We start from the raw sequence: 16699 nt of genomic DNA on the forward strand, positions 1-16699 counted from the left end.
ATTCACCCCTACATCCATGTCCTGTTCTTCACCAACGGCACCTACCTGGGTACCGCGACGTCCAACCCCTACGGCTACACCGAGGTCATCGGAAAAACCGCGAATACCGTCTCGGTGCAGTACAAGTGGGCGAAATCCAGTGACGCCCTGTGCTGCCCGAGCGGCGGACCCAGCGTGGTCACCTTCACACTCTCGGGTGGCAAGGTGGTGGCGAAGGGGCAGTTCCCGCCGAGCAATTGAGCATCGGCGTGGACCAGCAGCGTGTGCCGTGCAGGGATGTCGGGCGACCGCATAGCGCGGACGATCTCGGTGCGGACTTCCTCGGCGGTGCGGGCTCGGGCGACATCGTCCGGATCAGGACCCGCTGGGTGCCGGAGCCGGGCGACGGCTGCTGTTGTCGACCGTGGCGCTCAGGTAGTCGATGCCCTTCACAGTGTTCCAATCGATGAGTCGGTGTTTGCTGAACCACTCATCCGGGCATGAGGCACTTACCTGTTGGGTGGAGTGGCTGTTGACCAAGAACGAGATCTCGTGTGGGCCAACGGTGCCCGTGCACCGCACCCGGGCCTGCACGCGGTAGACGTCGTCGGTGTCGTTGCGGCAACTGCGATCGTTGCACGACACCCCTTCGGCCAGGTCCGTGGCGTTCGCCGCCGGGGCGAGCGCGCCAGCCGCAGCGGCGATCAGAGCGGCAGTCCCCAGACCGACCAGCAACCGTTGAGCCATGCGTGTAACTCCTTATCGACAGTGTCCCGACCCGGGATTCAGCTTGTCGCGCGGGAGGTTCGGCGCGCATCGGGGTGAACCCGGAATTCGTCCGCTCACCCACCCTGATTCGCGGTGAGTGCCGCCGCGACTGCCGCGCACAGACGGACAACATGCGCATTGCGACGAAACATCCCCGAAACCCCTTGCTCGCAGCGCTTTCCGAAGGCATTGCTCGGCCAAGGGATACGGACCACCTCCGGCATTCTGAGCAGCCCTTCGGCTCCCGCGGCGTTCGGGTGGTGTTGCGATGCGCCTGCACGCAGCAAAAGTGCAGGTAAGGGTGTGCCCTCGGCAGATTCGAACCTGCGAAGCCTTACGCGTCAGAGGTTTGCCGCGATGGACAGATCAGAACCGACCCTGCCCATACTCCTGGTCGGCCAGGTCGGCCTGGGCCTTCTCTTCTGCTGCCGGAGACGGCGCGGTGCTGACCGTCTTGGTCGGGGCGAAGAACGCGGCGGTGACGGCACAGACAGCTAGCAGGATCACCGTGAGGTACAGCGAATCGGTCAGGGCCGAGGCATAGGGTGCTTTGACGAGGTCGGGGAGGTGCCCGGCTTCGCCGGACGAGGCGGGCAGCGAATGCGCGGCCATGCGCGCGGTGAGAAGCGCGCCGATGCCCGCACTACCGAGCACCGAGCCGACCTGGCGGGTGGTGTTGTAGATACCCGAGGCCGCACCCATCTGCTGCAGCGGGAGGCTGCGCAACGCGGTCGCCGGGAGTGGCGCCCAGATACAGGAGCTGCCGATACCGCAGAGCACCGACATCAGGCACATCAGCGGGATGGACCCGTGCGGGGTGGCGAGGCCGATGAACCACAACACCGCCAGGGTGAACAGGGCGAAGCCGAATGTCAGCAGATAGCGCGGCGCCACCTTGTCCGAGAGCTTGCCTACCACCGGCCGACAGAATGGCGGAAACGACTGCCATCGGGGCGAATACCAGCGCCGCCTTCGTCGGGGACAGGTCGCGCACCGCCTGCAGGTAGAAGTACGACGGCACCATCTGGGCCGTCATCGCTGCTCCCAGCGCACCGGTCGCCACGTTGCCGAGGGAGAAGTTGCGGTTCCGGAACAGGCCCAGCGGCACCAGCGGTTCGATCTTCGTGCGGCCTTGGTACACCAGGAAGAGCGCGAGGACGACGAGACCGCCGAAGATCAGGCCCCACACCCAGCCCGCCCAGCGGTAGCTGTTGCCCTCTTGGATGCCGAACACCAAGGCCGACATTCCGATCGCGACGACGATCACCCCTGGGATCTCGAAGCGGTGATCGTTCGTCGGCAGCGCCGGAACCAGCCACACGCCCAACGCGAATGCGAGCAAGCCGATCGGCACGTTGACATAGAAGATCCACTGCCAGCCGCCGTTGTCGATGAGCGCACCGCCGAAGATCGGGCCGATCAGCGTCGCGATGCCGGCCACTCCGCCCCATACGCCCATCGCCGCGCCGCGCTTGTCCCAGGGGAAGATTCGGCCGATCACCGCCATCGTCTGCGGCGCCATCAACGCGGCGCCGAGCCCCTGCACTGCTCGTGCGGCGATCAGCGAGCCGATGCCGCCCGCCAGGCCGCACCACAGCGACGCCAGGGTGAAGACCGCAAGTCCCCCTAGATACAGGTATTTCGGTCCGAAACGGTCGCCGAGGCGGCCGGTGATGAGCAGCGGCACCGCAAAGGTGAGCAGGTAGGCACTGGTCACCCAGATCACCTTGGACATGTCGGTGTGCAGGCCGTTCATGATCGCCGGGTTCGCCACCGCGACGATGGTCATGTCCAACAGGATCGTGAAGTAGCCCACGCACAGCGCGCCCAGTGCCCCCCAGGGGCTGCGTTCAGTCGTCATATCCCCGCCCTCGATTTCTATGTTGATCGACACAGAAATAGGTAGCAGCGCTCCGGAAGCCGCGTCAAGAGATATCTTTAATGGACGACACAGAATTCGTGAGACCACGGAAGGCAGGTGGAGAATGGGAGACCGTGGTCGTCCTCGCGGCTTCGACCACGACGCCGTGCTGAGGCAGGCGATGATTGCGTTCTGGAGCAACGGGTATGAGGGGACGTCGATGACAGACCTCACGGCCGCAATGGGTATCGCCTCGCCCAGTATCTATGCCTGCTTCGGCTCCAAGGAACAACTCTTCCGAGCGGCTGTCGAGCTTTACGACTCGACCGTGGGCAATCCGGCGCGCCTCGCGCTCGACCACGCACCCGTCGCCCGCGAGGCGGTACACGAGTTGCTATCCGCGAGTGCCGATTTCTTCGCCGATCCCGCGACTCCGCCCGGATGCATGGTCACGCTGGCCGCCCGGACCGCGACAAATCAAGACGCCCAGGCATTCCTCGCCGACCTCCGTCACGGCATGCAAGCCGCGATCGCGGCCCGGCTGCGCCGCGCGGTCGACGAGGGCGACCTTCCCGCCGAGGCAACCGTCGACACCATGGCCGCGTTCTACACCACTGTCCACCAGGGCATGTCGATACAGGCCCGCGATGGTGCCACCCGCGCCGACTTGGAGGCCATCGTCACTGCCGCCATGTCCGCATGGGAACCATTGGCAGGTCTACACTGACGCTTCCTTCGTCGAGGATTACGCCGCCCCGAACACCGGCAGTACACTCGGTAATCGAGCACCCGAACAGCAAGCGCCCCTGCGGATTACCGGCGGGTAGATCACGAACAGTGGGCCGGAACCAGGATCGGTGGGTCATCGATATTCGCGCTCAGTCGGAGGCGCTCTACCAAGGGTGAAGTTCACCCTCGACCACGATCGCCGTCAGCCGTCCCGGCTGCGTACGGTTCAGGCACACAATCACCAAAATGTGTGCCTGAACGAACTTTCCGGCGGACTTGATGGCTCCGTGACGATCGTCGATGCCAGGGTTTGCATGAACGCGTGTATGCCCGCCAGCGTGTGCGCCGGCATCATGACGTCGCAGAACGGCAGCGCCGCCGCCATCGCGCCGGTGGTCGGCTGGAATCGGGAGTCGCCGGCACGGGGATTGAGCCAGATGACGCGCCAGGCCCGGCGTCGGATCCGGGCCATCGCGCGGGCGAGGACATCGGGCGTGTCGCTGTCCCAGCCGTCCGAGGCGATGACGACGACGGCGCCGCGCACAGCGTTGCCGGACGGAGTCGCGAGCAACGTACCGAGGCACCGGCCGATATGCGTGCCGCCGTAGCGGTCGGCCACCTTGTCGTTGGCCCGGGCCACCGCGACATCCGGGGAGCGGTGCGCCAGCACCGAGGTCAGCCTGGTCAGCGAGGTGGAGAAGGCGAACACCTCGGGGCGATCGGGCGAACGGCGCTGCATCGCTGCCCGCATCAGGTGCAGGTAGATCGTCGAATACGGCTGCATCGAGCGACTGACGTCGCAGATCATGACGATCCGGCGCGGGCGGCGCCGGTGACGAGTGCGGACCAGCACCGCCGGCTCCCAGCCGGTGCGACGGGAGTGGTCCATCGTCGCCCGGAAGTCGATCCGCTTGCCGTGCGGATGGTGTGCGTAGCGCCTGCTCCGGCGCTGCGGCCACCGCGCCGACGCCTGCTCCAGCCAGGCGCCGACCGTCCGCAGGTCGTCCGGATCGAAGCGGGCGAACGGTTCCTGTTCCCGTGCCGCGAACCGGCTCGGCAGCACGTCCGGCAGCGCCACGCCCCGGTCGGTCGATCGGTCGGCACCGGTCGCTGATTGCAGTGTCGCCCAAGGGACTTCACCGCCCTGCCCGGACTGTCCCCGACCGCCCGTGCCCGGCGCCGGCGCGCGTTCGGTCGGCAGCCCGTGCGTTCGGCTCGGCGGGTCCAGACCCAGCACCGCGTCGGCGAACACCGTCGCGAAGACCGCGTCGAAGGCGGCGAGATCCTGCATGCGATCGACGAGCGTCAGTCGCGCAGCCCAATAGAGCTCGGTGCGCGACCGCGGCGCCATGCGACGCAAGGCCTGCACGAACAGCGCGGGGCCGCTCGGCGCCACCGCGACGCCACCACGCCGCAGCCGCGCGACCACCGCGACAGCGAACGCGGCCAGATCGACGCGCAGCAGTGCCGCTCGCGTCATCGCTTCCCGCGCATCTGCCTGCGTACCAGGATGATTCCGAGCACGGCCGCGAGCACGAACGCGATGACGGGCGCGTACTTCTTGATCATCGCGGGCCCGACGAGCTCGACCAGATCGAGCGGCGCCGGCTCGGTTTCCGCGACCGATTGCGGCTGTGCCGCTCGGCCGTCCGGCCCGGCCGTCGCTGCTGCGGCGGCCGAATCGCCCGCTGCGAGTTTCTCTTCCAGCGAGGCGACGAATTGACCGATCATCTTCTCCGACACCTGCTGCAACATCCCGCTGCCGAACTGGGCGAGCTTGCCGACGATCTTGAGGTCGGTGTCCACGGTGACACGGGTCTCGTCCCCGTCTTCGCGCAATTGCGTGGTAATGGTCGCCGCCGCGTTTCCGGATCCGCGTGAATCTCTGCCGCTGCCGGTGATCACGGCGCGATGGTCGTGTTCGTCGCGCTCGACGAAATTCGCCTTCCCGGTGAATTCACTGGTCACCGGGCCGACTTTGACCTTCAGCTTGCCGAGGAAGTCCTCGCCCTCCCAGCCGACCAGCTGTGCCCCGGGCATGAGCGGAACCACCTGTTCGAGATCGGTCAGCACCGCCCATGCCTGCTCGAGGGGTGCGTGGACGGTGAACTCATTGGCGATCTTCATCGGAGTATCTCTCTCATCCGGTAGCCAGGCTTCGGGTGTATTCGACGAATGCCTCGTGGACCGTGGTGCGGTCGTCGGGTGTTTTCGCCAGTGCGCTGAGCGCGGCGACCGCCTCCGGCGCGGTGAGATCGGCGACGTCGAGCGTCACCAGCGCGGCGATCCAGTCGATGGTCTCGGCGACGCCGGGCGGCTTGTCGAGATCGAGATCGCGCGCGCGGCCCACGAATTGGGTGGCGTGCTCGATCAGCGCGTCGGTGGCCCCGGGCACGGTGCGCCGCACGATCGCCACCGCGCGGGCCGGTTCCGGGTAGTCGATCCAGTGGTAGAGGCAGCGCCGCCGCAGCGCGTCGTGCAGGTCGCGACTGCGGTTCGAGGTCAGCACCGCGAGCGGCGGATGTTCGGTGACGAAGGTCCCGAGTTCGGGAACGGTCACCGTGGCCTCACCGAGGAACTCGAGCAGCAGCGCTTCGAATTCGTCGTCGGCACGGTCGATTTCGTCGATCAGCAGCACCGGGGGCGTCGGGCCGCGATATCGCACACAGCGCAGGATCGGGCGGTCGACCAGATAGGCCTCGGTGAACAGGTCGGCTTCGGTGAGCTCGGCGCCGCGCGCCTCGGCGAGCCGGATGCTGAGCAGTTGACGCTGGTAGTTCCAGTCGTACAGCGCTTCGCTCACGGTGAGGCCCTCGTAGCACTGCAGGCGGATCAGCGGTGCACCCAGCACGGTGGCCAGGGTCTTCGCCGCCGTCGTCTTGCCCACTCCCGGTTCGCCTTCCAGCAGCAGCGGCCGGCCCAATGTAGTGGCCAGATAGACGGCGGCGGCGGTTCCGGTATCGAGCAGGTAGTCGTCGGCGTCGAATCGCCGCACCACGTCCTCGATATCGTCGAACGGCGACATCATGGCGACGTCGCGGCGCGCAGGCGCTGGTAGTCGTCCCAGGTGTCGACGTCCAAGGGCGCCGGTGCGTCGACGTCGAGTTGCGACACCGGGACGCGGCCCGACTCGATGATCTTCCACACGGCCTTGTCGCCGTGCAATCGCGCCAACTCGCCGAATATGCTGCGACTCAGCCAAAATGGATGCCCGATACCGTCGTGGTAGCGGCAGACCGTGATCACGGCGGACGTTCCCTCGGCGATCAGCCGCTCGACGGTCGCCGCCGACAGACCCGGTTGATCACCGAGCATCAGCACGATTCCGGCGGCCCGAGGATGCACCAGGTTCAGGGCCGAACGCAACGACGACGAACAGCCCGAACGGAAATCTTCGGCCAGGACGACCTCCACCCCGGTGAGATCGACCTGCTGGGCCACCGCCGCCGCCGCGCCGCCGAGCGTGACGATGATCTGATCGAACGCGCAGGATCGGACCACGTCGAGGGTGGCGCCGAGAACCGTCGTATTCCGGTACGGCAGTATCTGTTTCGCCGTGCCGAGACGCTCTGAGGTGCCCGCGGCGAGCACCACTCCGGTGACGCCCACGTTCGTCATGAGCCTGTCCTCGTCGCTGCGAAGGAGGTGCGGCAGCCGGAGCTGCAGAACCAGTGGTCGACACCGTCGACAGTGAGATGCGGTGTGTCCGGCCCGACGGTCACGGTCATGCCGCACACCGGATCGAGCACCTCGATCGCGACCTTCGCCGCGCGGGGCGTGACGGCCAAGCCACCTTTACGGATCGCCTGGATCACTTCCGCGACAATCGAGACCGCTATCTCCGCGGACGTCTTGGCGCCGATCGGCAAACCCACCGGGGTGCGGATGCGAGCCCGCTCGGCGTCGGTCAATTCGAGGTCGTCGAGGATCGACGCGCCCCGAATCGTGCTGGCCACCAAGCCGATGTACCCCACACCCGCGTCGAGCGCGACGCGGATCATCTCGGCCTCCGGGCCACCGTGGCTGGCGATCACCACCACCGTCGTATCGGCCAGCGAATCCAGCGAGCCGGCTTCGGCAGTACTGCGCCGCACCCCGAAACCCACCAGTTCGCACATGTCGGCCAAGGCATCCGCGATGGGTGTCGCGCCGCAGATGCGCACCAGCGGCGCCGGAATCTGCGGCTCCAGGAAGATCTCCAGCGCTCCACCGGACAGACAGGGATTCACCACCACCGCCGCGCCGGGCGCTTCGGGAAAATGCAGATCGCCGTCGGGCAATACCCGCAGCAGCACACTCTCGTGCGACTGCAGGGCACCCAGCGCCGCCTTGCGGACCGAGTTCTGGGCGCACTGGCCGCCGACGAATCCTTCGATCGTCCCGTCCTGCAACAGGATCGCCTCGTCCCCGGCGTGCGCCGAGGTCGGCTGCTGGGCGCGCACGACGGTCGCGTGCACGAACGGGGTCCGGGTGCGGACCAGCTCCTGGGCACGGTCGTTCAACGTCATCGGTGATCCCATCCCACTCAGATGGGCGGCGCAGCGCGGCCCTGCATCGCGTCCCACACCCGCGACGGCGTCAACGGCATGTCGGCGTGCCGAACCCCGAACGGCGCCAGCGCATCCACCACCGCGTTGACCACCGCCGCCGGCGATCCGACCGTGGCCGATTCGCCGATGCCCTTCGCGCCGATCGGATGATGCGGCGACGGCGTGACCGTGTACCCGGTCTCGAAATGCGGAACCTCCAATGCCGTCGGGATGAGGTAGTCCATCAGCGATCCGCCGAGGCAGTTGCCATCCTCGTCGAAGGCCATGATCTCCATCAGCGCCATGCCGATGCCATCGGTGATGCCGCCGTGCACCTGCCCCTCGATGATCATCGGATTGATCCGGGTGCCGCAGTCGTCGACGGCGAGGAAGCGCCGCACCTTCACCACGGCTGTCCCCGGGTCGATGTCGACGACACAGAAGTACGCACCGTAGGGGAAGGTGAGATTCTCCGGGTTGTAACAGATCTGCGCGTCGAGTCCGCCCTCGATCCCCTCGGGCAGATCACCGGCGCCGTGTGCGCGCATCGCGATCTGCTGGATCGTCACGGCCGCGGACGGATCGCCCTTGACGTGGAACGAGCCCTTCTCCCACTCGAGGTCGGCGACGGAGACCTCGAGCATGCCCGACGCGATGATGCGCGCCTTGTCGCGCACCTTCCGCGCCACCAGTGCGGCAGCGGCGCCCGAGACCGGTGTCGACCGGCTGCCGTAGGTGCCGAGGCCGAACGGCGTCTGATCGGTGTCGCCGTGCACAACGTCGATGTCGTCGGGCGGGATGCCGAGTTCCTCGGCGACGATCTGGGCGAACGTCGTCTCGTGCCCCTGCCCCTGAGTCTGAACCGACAGCCGCACAACGGCTTTGCCGGTCGGATGGACGCGCAGTTCGCACCCGTCGGCCATCCCGAGTCCGAGGATGTCCATATCCTTGCGCGGACCCGCGCCCGCGGCCTCGGTGAAGAAGGACATCCCGATGCCCATCAACTCGCCGCGGGCGCGCCTGTCCCGCTGTTCCTTTCGCAAGGCGTCGTAGCCGATCATGTCCATCGCCAGCCGCATGGTCTTCTCGTAGTCGCCGGAGTCGTAGACCCAGCCGGTCTTGCTCCTGTACGGGAATTGCTCGGCGCGAAGAAGATTCCGCAGCCGCAGCTCGGCCGGATCCATCTTCAGCTCGTAGGCGAGGCAATCCACCAACCGCTCGACGAAGTAGACGGCCTCGGTGACCCGGAACGAGCACGCGTAGGCGACGCCGCCGGGGGCCTTGTTGGTATAGACCGCGGTCATCTTGCAGTAGGCGGCCTCGATGTCATAGCTACCGGTGAAGACGCCGAAGAAGCCCGCGGGGTACTTCAGCGGCGCGGCCGTGCCGTTGAAGGCGCCGTGATCGGCGAGCACGGTCGACCGGATGGCCAGGATCTTGCCGTCTGCGGTGGCGGCGATTTCGCCGACCATGATGTAGTCGCGGGCGAATCCGGTGCTGGTGAGGTTCTCGCTGCGATCCTCCATCCACTTCACCGGTTTGCCCAGCAACAGCGACCCGACGATGGCGCAGACGTATCCCGGATAGATGGGCACCTTGTTGCCGAACCCGCCGCCGATATCGGGTGAGATCACCCGGATCTTGTGTTCGGGCAGTCCGGCCACCATCGCGTAGATCGTGCGGTGGGCGTGCGGCGCTTGGCTCGTCGACCACAGCGTGAGCTTCCCCGTCACGGGATCGAGATCGGCGACGGCGCCGCAGGTTTCCATCGGGGCGGGATGCACTCGCGGATAGACGATCTCCTGCTTCACCACGACATCGGCGCGCGCGAACACCGCCTCGGTCGCGGCGGCATCGCCGGTCTCCCAGTCGAAGCAGTGGTTGTCCCGCTTGCCCTCGAGATCATCGCGGATCACCGGCGTCTCGGGCGCCAGTGCGGTCCGGGCATCGATCACCGGATCGAGCATCTCGTACTCGACATTGATGAGCTCCAACGCATCACGCGCGGAGTAGCGATCCTCGGCGACGACGAAGGCCACCTCCTGGCCCTGGAATCGGACCTTGTCCGTCGCGAGCACCGCCTGCACATCGTTGGACAGCGTCGGCATCCAGGCCAGACCCTTCGCCGCGAGGTCCGCACCGGTGACGACCGCCTTCACCTTCGGATGTGCCTGTGCCGCTGAGACATCGACGCTCACGATCCGCGCGTGCGCGAACGGGGAACGCAGGATCGCCATATGCAGCATGCCGGGCAGCTGCACGTCGTCGACATAGTTGCCGCGCCCGCGAATGAACCGCGGATCCTCCTTGCGGAGCATCCTGCCGTGACCACACGGCTTGCGGTCGTTGTCGACTCGGTCTTCGGGCCGGGGCTCGACGGCGGTCATGACGTGCTCCCTACCGGCGTCGGCGGGGCAGCGGGTTCGGGCTCCACCGCTTCGCCTCGTTGCTTCGCCGCGGCCCACTGGATGGACCGTACGATGGTCGTATATCCGGTGCAGCGGCAGATCTGGCCCGAGATCGCCTCCCGAATGGTCTGCTCGTCGGGATTCGGATTGCGGTCGAGCAGGGCGCGGGCGGTGATCATCATTCCGGGCGTGCAGAAGCCGCACTGCAACCCGTGACACTGCATGAAGCCCTCCTGCACGGGATCGAGCCGGCCGTCCACCTCGAGCCCCTCGACAGTGCGCACCGCGTGGCCGTCGGCCATGACGGCCAGCATCGTGCACGACTTCACCGGTTCGCCGTCGACCTCCACCACACAGGTGCCGCAGTTGCTGGTGTCACACCCCCAGTGGGTTCCGGTGAGCCGCAACTGATCTCGCAGGAAATGCACCAGCAGGATGCGTGGCTCGACCTCCGCGGTCACCGGCTCGCCGTTGACGGTCATGGTTACCTGCATGGCTAATTCCCTTCCAGCGCAGATTCGTTCAGGGCGCGCTCGACCGCGGTACGCAGCACACGAATCGTCAGTTCGGACGCGAGATGGCGCTTGTAGTCCGCACTGCCGCGGGCATCGGTGACAGGTGAGCACGCTGCGCTCGCGCGGCGGCCCGCCTCCGCGAAAACGTCTTCGGTGGGCGGCCCGCCGATGAGTGCGTCGACCGCGGCGGCCAGCGCCGCCGGATCGGGGTTGACCGCGGTCAGACCGATCCGTGCGGCCGCTATCGTGTCGCCGCGCAGTGTCACGGTCGCCCCTGCCGCCGCGATCGCCCAGTCGCCGACCCGGCGCTCCACCTTCGCGTAGGCACTCGAGGTCCGATGCCGCACCGGAATTCGGATCTCGATCAGAAGTTCGTTGTGCGCCATGGCGGTTTCGTACGGACCGACCAGGAAGTCGTCCATGGCGATCTCCCGGTCGCCGGACGGCCCGCGTACCAGGCAGGTGGCGCCGAGGACCGTGCAGACGGTGGTGAGATCCTCGGCGGGATCGGCCTGGCACAGCGAGCCGCCGATCGTGCCGCGATTGCGCACGACCGGATCGGCGATCACGCGCTCGGCGTCACGGAAGATCGGGCACACCGCGGCGAGATCGTCGGACTCGAGCAAATACCGATGCCGGACCATCGCACCGATGCGCACCAGGGTCGGATCGGTGACGATGTAGCCCAGTTCGGCAGCCAGGTCGTTGATGTCGATGAGATATTCCGGATTGGCCAGCCGCAGCTTCATCATCGGGAGCAGGCTGTGCCCGCCCGCCACGATCCGCGCCTCTTCGCCGAGCCGATCCAGTAGTCCGATGGCGTGATCCACGCCCGTTGCGCGCTCATATTCGAATGGCCCAGGAACTTGCACGTGATCTACCTCACATCAATGGGAAGAAGCTCAGCCTCTGTCCCGCTGATGCGGTCGTCAAGACCGAATTAAGCAATCGCTTAACTGGCTGTTTGCGCCCTGTGGTGGATGCGGCCGCCGGTCCGGGTCAGGGAGCGACCGTGTCCGCCCCAGCGGCGCGCGATGATCTCCGCCGCGATGGACACCGCCGTCTCCTCGGGTGTCCGGCCGCCGAGATCCAGCCCGATCGGGCTGGCGAGCCGGGCGAGTTGCTCGTCGGTGAGACCTGCCTGTCGCAGCCGGGTCAGCCGCTCGTCGTGCGTGCGGCGGGACCCCATGGCGCCGACATAGCCGATCTCCGGCGCGCGCAGGGCCACCTCGAGCAGTGGCACGTCGAACTTGGGATCGTGGGTCAGCACGCAGACCACGGTCTGCGAATCGATGGCACCCGCCGCGATCTGCGCGGCCAGGTAGCGGTGCGGCCAGTCGACGACGACCTCGTCGGCGGTCGGAAACCGGGCGGAGGTGGCGAAGACCGGCCGCGCGTCGCACACCGTCACCCGGTACCCGAGGAACGATCCCTGCTGTGCCAGGGCGGCTGCGAAATCGATCGCCCCGAACACCAGCATCCGCGGCTGCCGGGCATAGCTGGCGACGAAAACCGCCATGCCCTCGCCGCGGCGCTGCCCGTCCGGACCGTAGGACAGCACCTCGCTGCGGCCTGCCGCGAGCAGCCCGCGTGCGTCATCGATCACCGCAGCGTCGGCGCGCGCCGACCCCAGGGTGCCGTGCGCGGTGCCCGGCCGGATCAGCAGCCGCCGCCCTACCCGGGCGGCGTCGGGGTGCTCGATGACGGTCGCGACTGCGACCGGGCGGTCAGCGGCGATCTCCGCGGCGACCTCGCCGAGCTCCGGAAACGTTGCCCGCGAGACCGCCTCGACGAAGATGTCGATGATGCCGCCGCAGGTGAGACCGACGGCGAATGCGTCGTCGTCGGAGATGCCGAACCGCTCCAGCACCGGACGACCGGTCCGGATGACGTCGGTGGCGAGTTCGTAGACCGCACCCTCGACGCAGCCACCGGAGACCGAACCGCCGACCGTCCCGTCCGAGGCGACGACCATGGCCGCGCCCGGCGGTCGCGGCGCCGAACGGAAGGTCCGCACGACCGTCGCGACCCCCGCCGTGCCCCCGCCGTTCCAGGTTTTCATCAGATCCGTGAGCACGTCCTGCATGGTGCGTCCTCCGGGCGCGATGCGGCTGGTAGGCACTGCGTCCACCTCCAAACTAGACTCGGGTTGTGACGCCCGCCCAGCTTCGGGCCTACTCGACGGTGGTGCGGCTCGGCTCCGTCCACGCGGCGGCCAGAGAGCTGGGGATATCCGACGCCGGTGTCTCGACGCACATCGCGCAGTTGCGTAAAGAGCTCGACGACCCGCTGTTCACTCGCACGGCGGCCGGTCTGGCCTTCACGCCCGGTGGGTTACGCCTGGCCAGCCGGGCGATCGAGATTCTCGGACTGCAGCGCCAGACCGCCATCGAGGTGAGCGAGGCGGCGCACGGCCGGCGGCTGCTGCGGATCGCGGCCTCGAGCGCGTTCGCCGAACATGCCGCGCCCGGCCTCATCGACCTGTTCGCGGCGCGGGCGAAAGATCTGTCGGTCGAGCTGAGTGTGCATCCCACCAGCCAGTTCCGCAGCTTGATCGAGACCCGTGCGGTGGACATCGCGCTGGGACCCGGGCAGAACGACACCGACACGGCGATCACCACCCGGCCGTTCCTCAAGTACCAGATCATTTCGGTCGCGCGCCCCGACAGCCCGCTGGCGGACGTCGCACCGTATCCGGCGCTGCTGCGGGAGCAGCAGTGGATGCTGGGCCCCGGCGCCGGCAGTGTCGACGGGCGGATCGCGACGATGTTGCGCGAGTTGGCGATTCCCGAATCACACCAGCGGATCTTCCAGAGCGACGCGGCCGCCCTCGAGGAGGTCCGCCGGGTCGGGGGCATCACGCTAGCGATCGGCTTCGCCGTCTCCTCCGACCTCGCCGCCGGTCGGTTGACCCGCATCAAGGGAGCCGGCCTTCAGGCATCCGACGAGTGGTGCGCGACCACTCTGCCACCCGACACCCGACAGCCCGCGGTGTCGGAACTGCTGCGGTTCATCGCCACCCCGCGATGCATCCAGGCGATGATTCGCGGGTCCGGGGTCGGAGTCACCCGGTTCCGCCCGAAAGTGCATGTGACGTTGTGGAGTTGACCCTACTGACCGGCCAGATTTCCGCGCCGAGACACCGAGGGAGCAGCACATGGACGACGAGTTCGAACGCACGCCGCGTCTCACGGCCTTCCCGCGCATCGACGACTACGGTTTCATCTCCGACTGCGAGGTCACTGCGCTGATCGCCCCCAGCGGGGCCATCGAGTGGATGTGTCTGCCTCGCATCGACTCCGCCAGTGTCTTTGCGGCCATCCTGGATCGCTCCGCCGGTTCGTTTCGGTTCGCCCCGGTCGAATTCATGGTGCCCACCGATCGCCGCTACGTCCCCGGGACGATGGTCATGGAGACGAGTTGGCGCAGTGGCGAAGGGTGGGCGACGGTTCGCGACGCGCTGCTGGTCGGGCCGTGGCGGCATCAGACACCCGGCCACAGCGCCCATCGTCGAACCCCCACCGACTACGACGCCGAGCACATATTGCTGCGGACGGTGCACTGTGAGACCGGGCAAATCCAGTTCGGGCTCGACTGCCACCCGTCCTTCGACTACGGCAAGAGTCATGCCCATTGGGAGTACCTCGACAGTTACTACCTCGCGCAGGCCAGCGCCGACGGGACCGATCTGGAGCTGACGCTCAGCACCGACATGCGCTTGGGACTGGAAGGTACGCACGCGCTCGCGCGCACCCTGCTGAAGGCGGGCGACACCCGTTTCTGCGCGCTCTCCTGGGGTAGCCGCAACGCGCCCACCGCCGTCGACGAGGCCGAAGAACGGCTGCTGCGGACGGTCCACCATTGGCGGCACTGGCTCGCCGGCGGGCGGTTTCCGGACCATCCATGGGCGGCCCAGCTGACCCGCAGCGCGCTGACCCTCAAGGGGCTGACCTTCGCACCCACCGGTGCCATCAGCGCCGCTGCCACCACTTCACTACCCGAAACGCCAGGTGGACAACGCAATTGGGACTACCGCTACTCGTGGATCCGTGACTCCGCCTTCGCGCTGTGGGGCCTGTACACACTGGGCTTCAGCTGGGAGGCGAACGACTTCTTCTCCTACATCACGAACTTGACCGAAGGCGTCCGCGACATGCAGATCGTCTACGGCATCGGCGGCGAAAGCGACCTCACCGAGCAGACCCTCACCCACCTGCGCGGCTACGAGAATGCCGGCCCCGTGCGCATCGGCAACGACGCGTACCGGCAACGCCAGCACGATGTGTGGGGCGCTGCGCTGGACGCGGTCTACCTCTACGCGCGCAACCAGGACCGAATCGACGCACGCGCCTGGCCGGTGCTGGGCCGGGCGGTCAAGAGCGCCCTCACCTACTGGCGTGAGCCCGACCATGGCATCTGGGAAGTGCGCGGGAAGCCCCAGCACTTCACCTCCAGCAAGGTGATGTGCTGGGTGGCCGCCGACCGCGGTGCCCGGCTGGCCCGCATCCACCAGGACTTCGAACGCGCGCATCGCTGGCAACAGGCCGCGGACGAAATCCACGCCGACATATGCGCTCACGCGGTCGACTCCCGGCAGGTGTTCACCCAGTACTACGGCAGTACGGCGCTGGATGCTTCGGCCCTGCTCATCCCACTGGTTCGATTTCTGCCTCCCGACGACGAACGGGTACGCAACACGGTGTTGGCCATCGCCGACGAATTGACCGAGGACGGCCTCGTATTGCGGTACCGAGTCGGTGAAACCGACGATGGATGCACGGGAGAAGAAGGCGCCTTCACGATCTGCTCGTTCTGGCTGGTCTCGGCATTGTCGGAGATCGGCGAAAAGAAACGAGCCAAACAGCTGTGCGAGAAGCTGCTCGCCTACGCCAGCCCCCTCGGTCTCTACGCCGAGGAGATCAACCCCCGAACCGGCCGGCACTGGGGCAACTTCCCCCAGGCGTTCACCCACCTCGCGCTGATCAACGCCGTCATGCACGTCATCCAGGACGAACAAGCGGTCACGCGGCAGGCGCTCGGCGGGGAATCGATCTCCCCGCGGCTCGACGATGCATCATTCTCGCTGGGATACATTCGGTGACGTCCCTGGCGGGCTCAGTGGCGTTTGGTGATCACGACCGGCTTGATCTCGGTGGGAATGCCGTCCAGCGCCGATACCGGGATGCCGAGAACAGTGGCGGTGACCTCCCGCGGAATCGAATTCAGGGCAGCGAGAATGCCGATATCGTCGCTCGTCTCCGGAGCGCTCGTATTGAAGACGATAAGTAGTTCGAGTGGGGCGTCGGCGCGGGCATTTTCGAAGTAGTGAAAGAACCCCTGCGGGGCGAAGACCAGGTCGCCCGCGTGTGCTTCGAATACATCGTTGTGGTAGCTGCCGTCCGGATGGGTACCCATGACCGTCCATTTCGCGCTGCCGGAGATGTGGTAGTTGAGTTCCCACGCCGTGGGGTGCCAGTGCGGTTCGCGGACGCCTCCGGGCTCGAGCCGCACGAAGTACGCCGCACCGTTCTGGCCGGCCAGCACCGGGAAGTTCTGTTCGTGGGCTCCCTGCAGCGTGCCGCCGTCGTAACGGTCCGGTTCGGCGGCGGTGAGGCGGAACAGATGCGCGGACTTGTTCAGATTCGCATCGATGCTGCCGGCACTCGGTAATTCGGTCCGCGCAGGCTCGGCGCAGGCCGCGGCGGCTGTCAAACCCGCACCGAGCGCCGCGCCGCCCAACATTGCCGCACCGGTCCCGATGGCAGCGCGGCGGTTCACCGCCGGTGTTTCGTCAGGACGATCGCTCGACATGTCGCTCCGTTCCACACAGATTCGTCGCGGTCAACTCAGGGTTCGTCGCGGTCAACTCCGGGCACATGCATCGACAGGGGCGCTCGACAAGGAAGCGTA

Annotated in this window: 15 protein-coding genes and 1 pseudogene; 4 read left to right on the top strand and 12 right to left on the bottom strand. The window is 67.1% G+C overall.

From position 1 onward, the window contains the following. A partial coding sequence (locus tag ACWEKS_RS13650; protein WP_452340366.1) for an LppP/LprE family lipoprotein occupies positions 1-240 on the top strand: 240 nt, incomplete at its 5' end. 114 nt (positions 241-354) lie between these two features. Here ACWEKS_RS13650 and ACWEKS_RS13655 read toward each other — a convergent pair. Together ACWEKS_RS13655 and ACWEKS_RS13660 are read right to left on the bottom strand one after the other, a co-directional pair. Beyond that, positions 355-726 carry a hypothetical protein gene (locus tag ACWEKS_RS13655; RefSeq protein WP_452340367.1) on the bottom strand — a complete coding sequence of 124 codons (372 nt, stop codon included), beginning with the start codon at positions 724-726 and terminating at the stop codon, positions 355-357. 387 nt (positions 727-1113) lie between these two features. After that, positions 1114-2608: pseudogene (locus tag ACWEKS_RS13660) on the bottom strand (MFS transporter). 181 nt (positions 2609-2789) lie between these two features. On the opposite strand from ACWEKS_RS13660, the gene ACWEKS_RS13665 reads away from it, so the two are divergent. Further along, complete coding sequence (locus ACWEKS_RS13665) at positions 2790-3335, top strand: TetR/AcrR family transcriptional regulator (protein WP_452340534.1); 546 nt, start codon at positions 2790-2792, stop codon at positions 3333-3335. A 240-nt stretch (positions 3336-3575) separates the two neighbouring features. On the opposite strand, the gene ACWEKS_RS13670 is transcribed toward ACWEKS_RS13665, so the two are convergent. The 9 genes from ACWEKS_RS13670 to ACWEKS_RS13710 form a co-directional block, all read right to left on the bottom strand. After that, positions 3576-4817, bottom strand: a complete 1242-nt coding sequence (locus tag ACWEKS_RS13670; protein ID WP_452340368.1) for a vWA domain-containing protein — start codon at positions 4815-4817, stop codon at positions 3576-3578. Continuing rightward, positions 4814-5464 (bottom strand): SRPBCC family protein, encoded by a 651-nt coding sequence (locus tag ACWEKS_RS13675; RefSeq protein ID WP_452340369.1) that lies wholly within the window; start codon positions 5462-5464, stop codon positions 4814-4816. The genes ACWEKS_RS13670 and ACWEKS_RS13675 overlap by 4 nt, the downstream gene beginning before the upstream one ends. A gap of 13 nt (positions 5465-5477) precedes the next feature. Continuing rightward, entirely contained in the window at positions 5478-6365 is an 888-nt protein-coding gene (locus ACWEKS_RS13680; protein ID WP_452340370.1) for an AAA family ATPase, read from the bottom strand. Beyond that, positions 6362-6955: a nucleotidyltransferase family protein gene (locus ACWEKS_RS13685; protein WP_452340371.1), complete on the bottom strand. Its 594-nt coding sequence runs from the start codon at positions 6953-6955 to the stop codon at positions 6362-6364. The genes ACWEKS_RS13680 and ACWEKS_RS13685 overlap by 4 nt, the downstream gene beginning before the upstream one ends. After that, positions 6952-7845 carry an XdhC family protein gene (locus ACWEKS_RS13690; RefSeq protein WP_452340372.1) on the bottom strand — a complete coding sequence of 298 codons (894 nt, stop codon included), beginning with the start codon at positions 7843-7845 and terminating at the stop codon, positions 6952-6954. Before ACWEKS_RS13690 ends, ACWEKS_RS13685 begins: the two co-directional genes overlap by 4 nt. Before the next feature lie 17 nt (positions 7846-7862). Then, entirely contained in the window at positions 7863-10253 is a 2391-nt protein-coding gene (locus ACWEKS_RS13695; RefSeq protein WP_452340373.1) for an aerobic carbon-monoxide dehydrogenase large subunit, read from the bottom strand. Next, entirely contained in the window at positions 10250-10768 is a 519-nt protein-coding gene (locus ACWEKS_RS13700) for a (2Fe-2S)-binding protein (RefSeq protein ID WP_452340374.1), read from the bottom strand. The genes ACWEKS_RS13695 and ACWEKS_RS13700 overlap by 4 nt, the downstream gene beginning before the upstream one ends. 2 nt (positions 10769-10770) lie before the next feature. Continuing rightward, on the bottom strand, positions 10771-11661 hold the full coding sequence (locus ACWEKS_RS13705) for an FAD binding domain-containing protein (RefSeq protein ID WP_452340375.1): 891 nt from the start codon (positions 11659-11661) through the stop codon (positions 10771-10773). 80 nt (positions 11662-11741) lie between these two features. Beyond that, positions 11742-12875 (bottom strand): XdhC family protein, encoded by a 1134-nt coding sequence (locus ACWEKS_RS13710; protein WP_452340535.1) that lies wholly within the window; start codon positions 12873-12875, stop codon positions 11742-11744. Between the two features lie 65 nt (positions 12876-12940). On the opposite strand from ACWEKS_RS13710, the gene ACWEKS_RS13715 reads away from it, so the two are divergent. Together ACWEKS_RS13715 and ACWEKS_RS13720 are read left to right on the top strand one after the other, a co-directional pair. Continuing rightward, complete coding sequence (locus tag ACWEKS_RS13715; RefSeq protein ID WP_452340376.1) at positions 12941-13897, top strand: LysR family transcriptional regulator; 957 nt, start codon at positions 12941-12943, stop codon at positions 13895-13897. A 49-nt stretch (positions 13898-13946) separates the two neighbouring features. Next, complete coding sequence (locus tag ACWEKS_RS13720) at positions 13947-15890, top strand: glycoside hydrolase family 15 protein (RefSeq protein WP_452340377.1); 1944 nt, start codon at positions 13947-13949, stop codon at positions 15888-15890. Positions 15891-15904: 14 nt separating this feature from the next. On the opposite strand, the gene ACWEKS_RS13725 is transcribed toward ACWEKS_RS13720, so the two are convergent. Continuing rightward, entirely contained in the window at positions 15905-16600 is a 696-nt protein-coding gene (locus tag ACWEKS_RS13725) for a cupin domain-containing protein (RefSeq protein ID WP_452340378.1), read from the bottom strand. Positions 16601-16699 lie beyond the last annotated feature (99 nt).

Source organism: Nocardia sp. NPDC004711 (genome assembly GCF_053601595.1).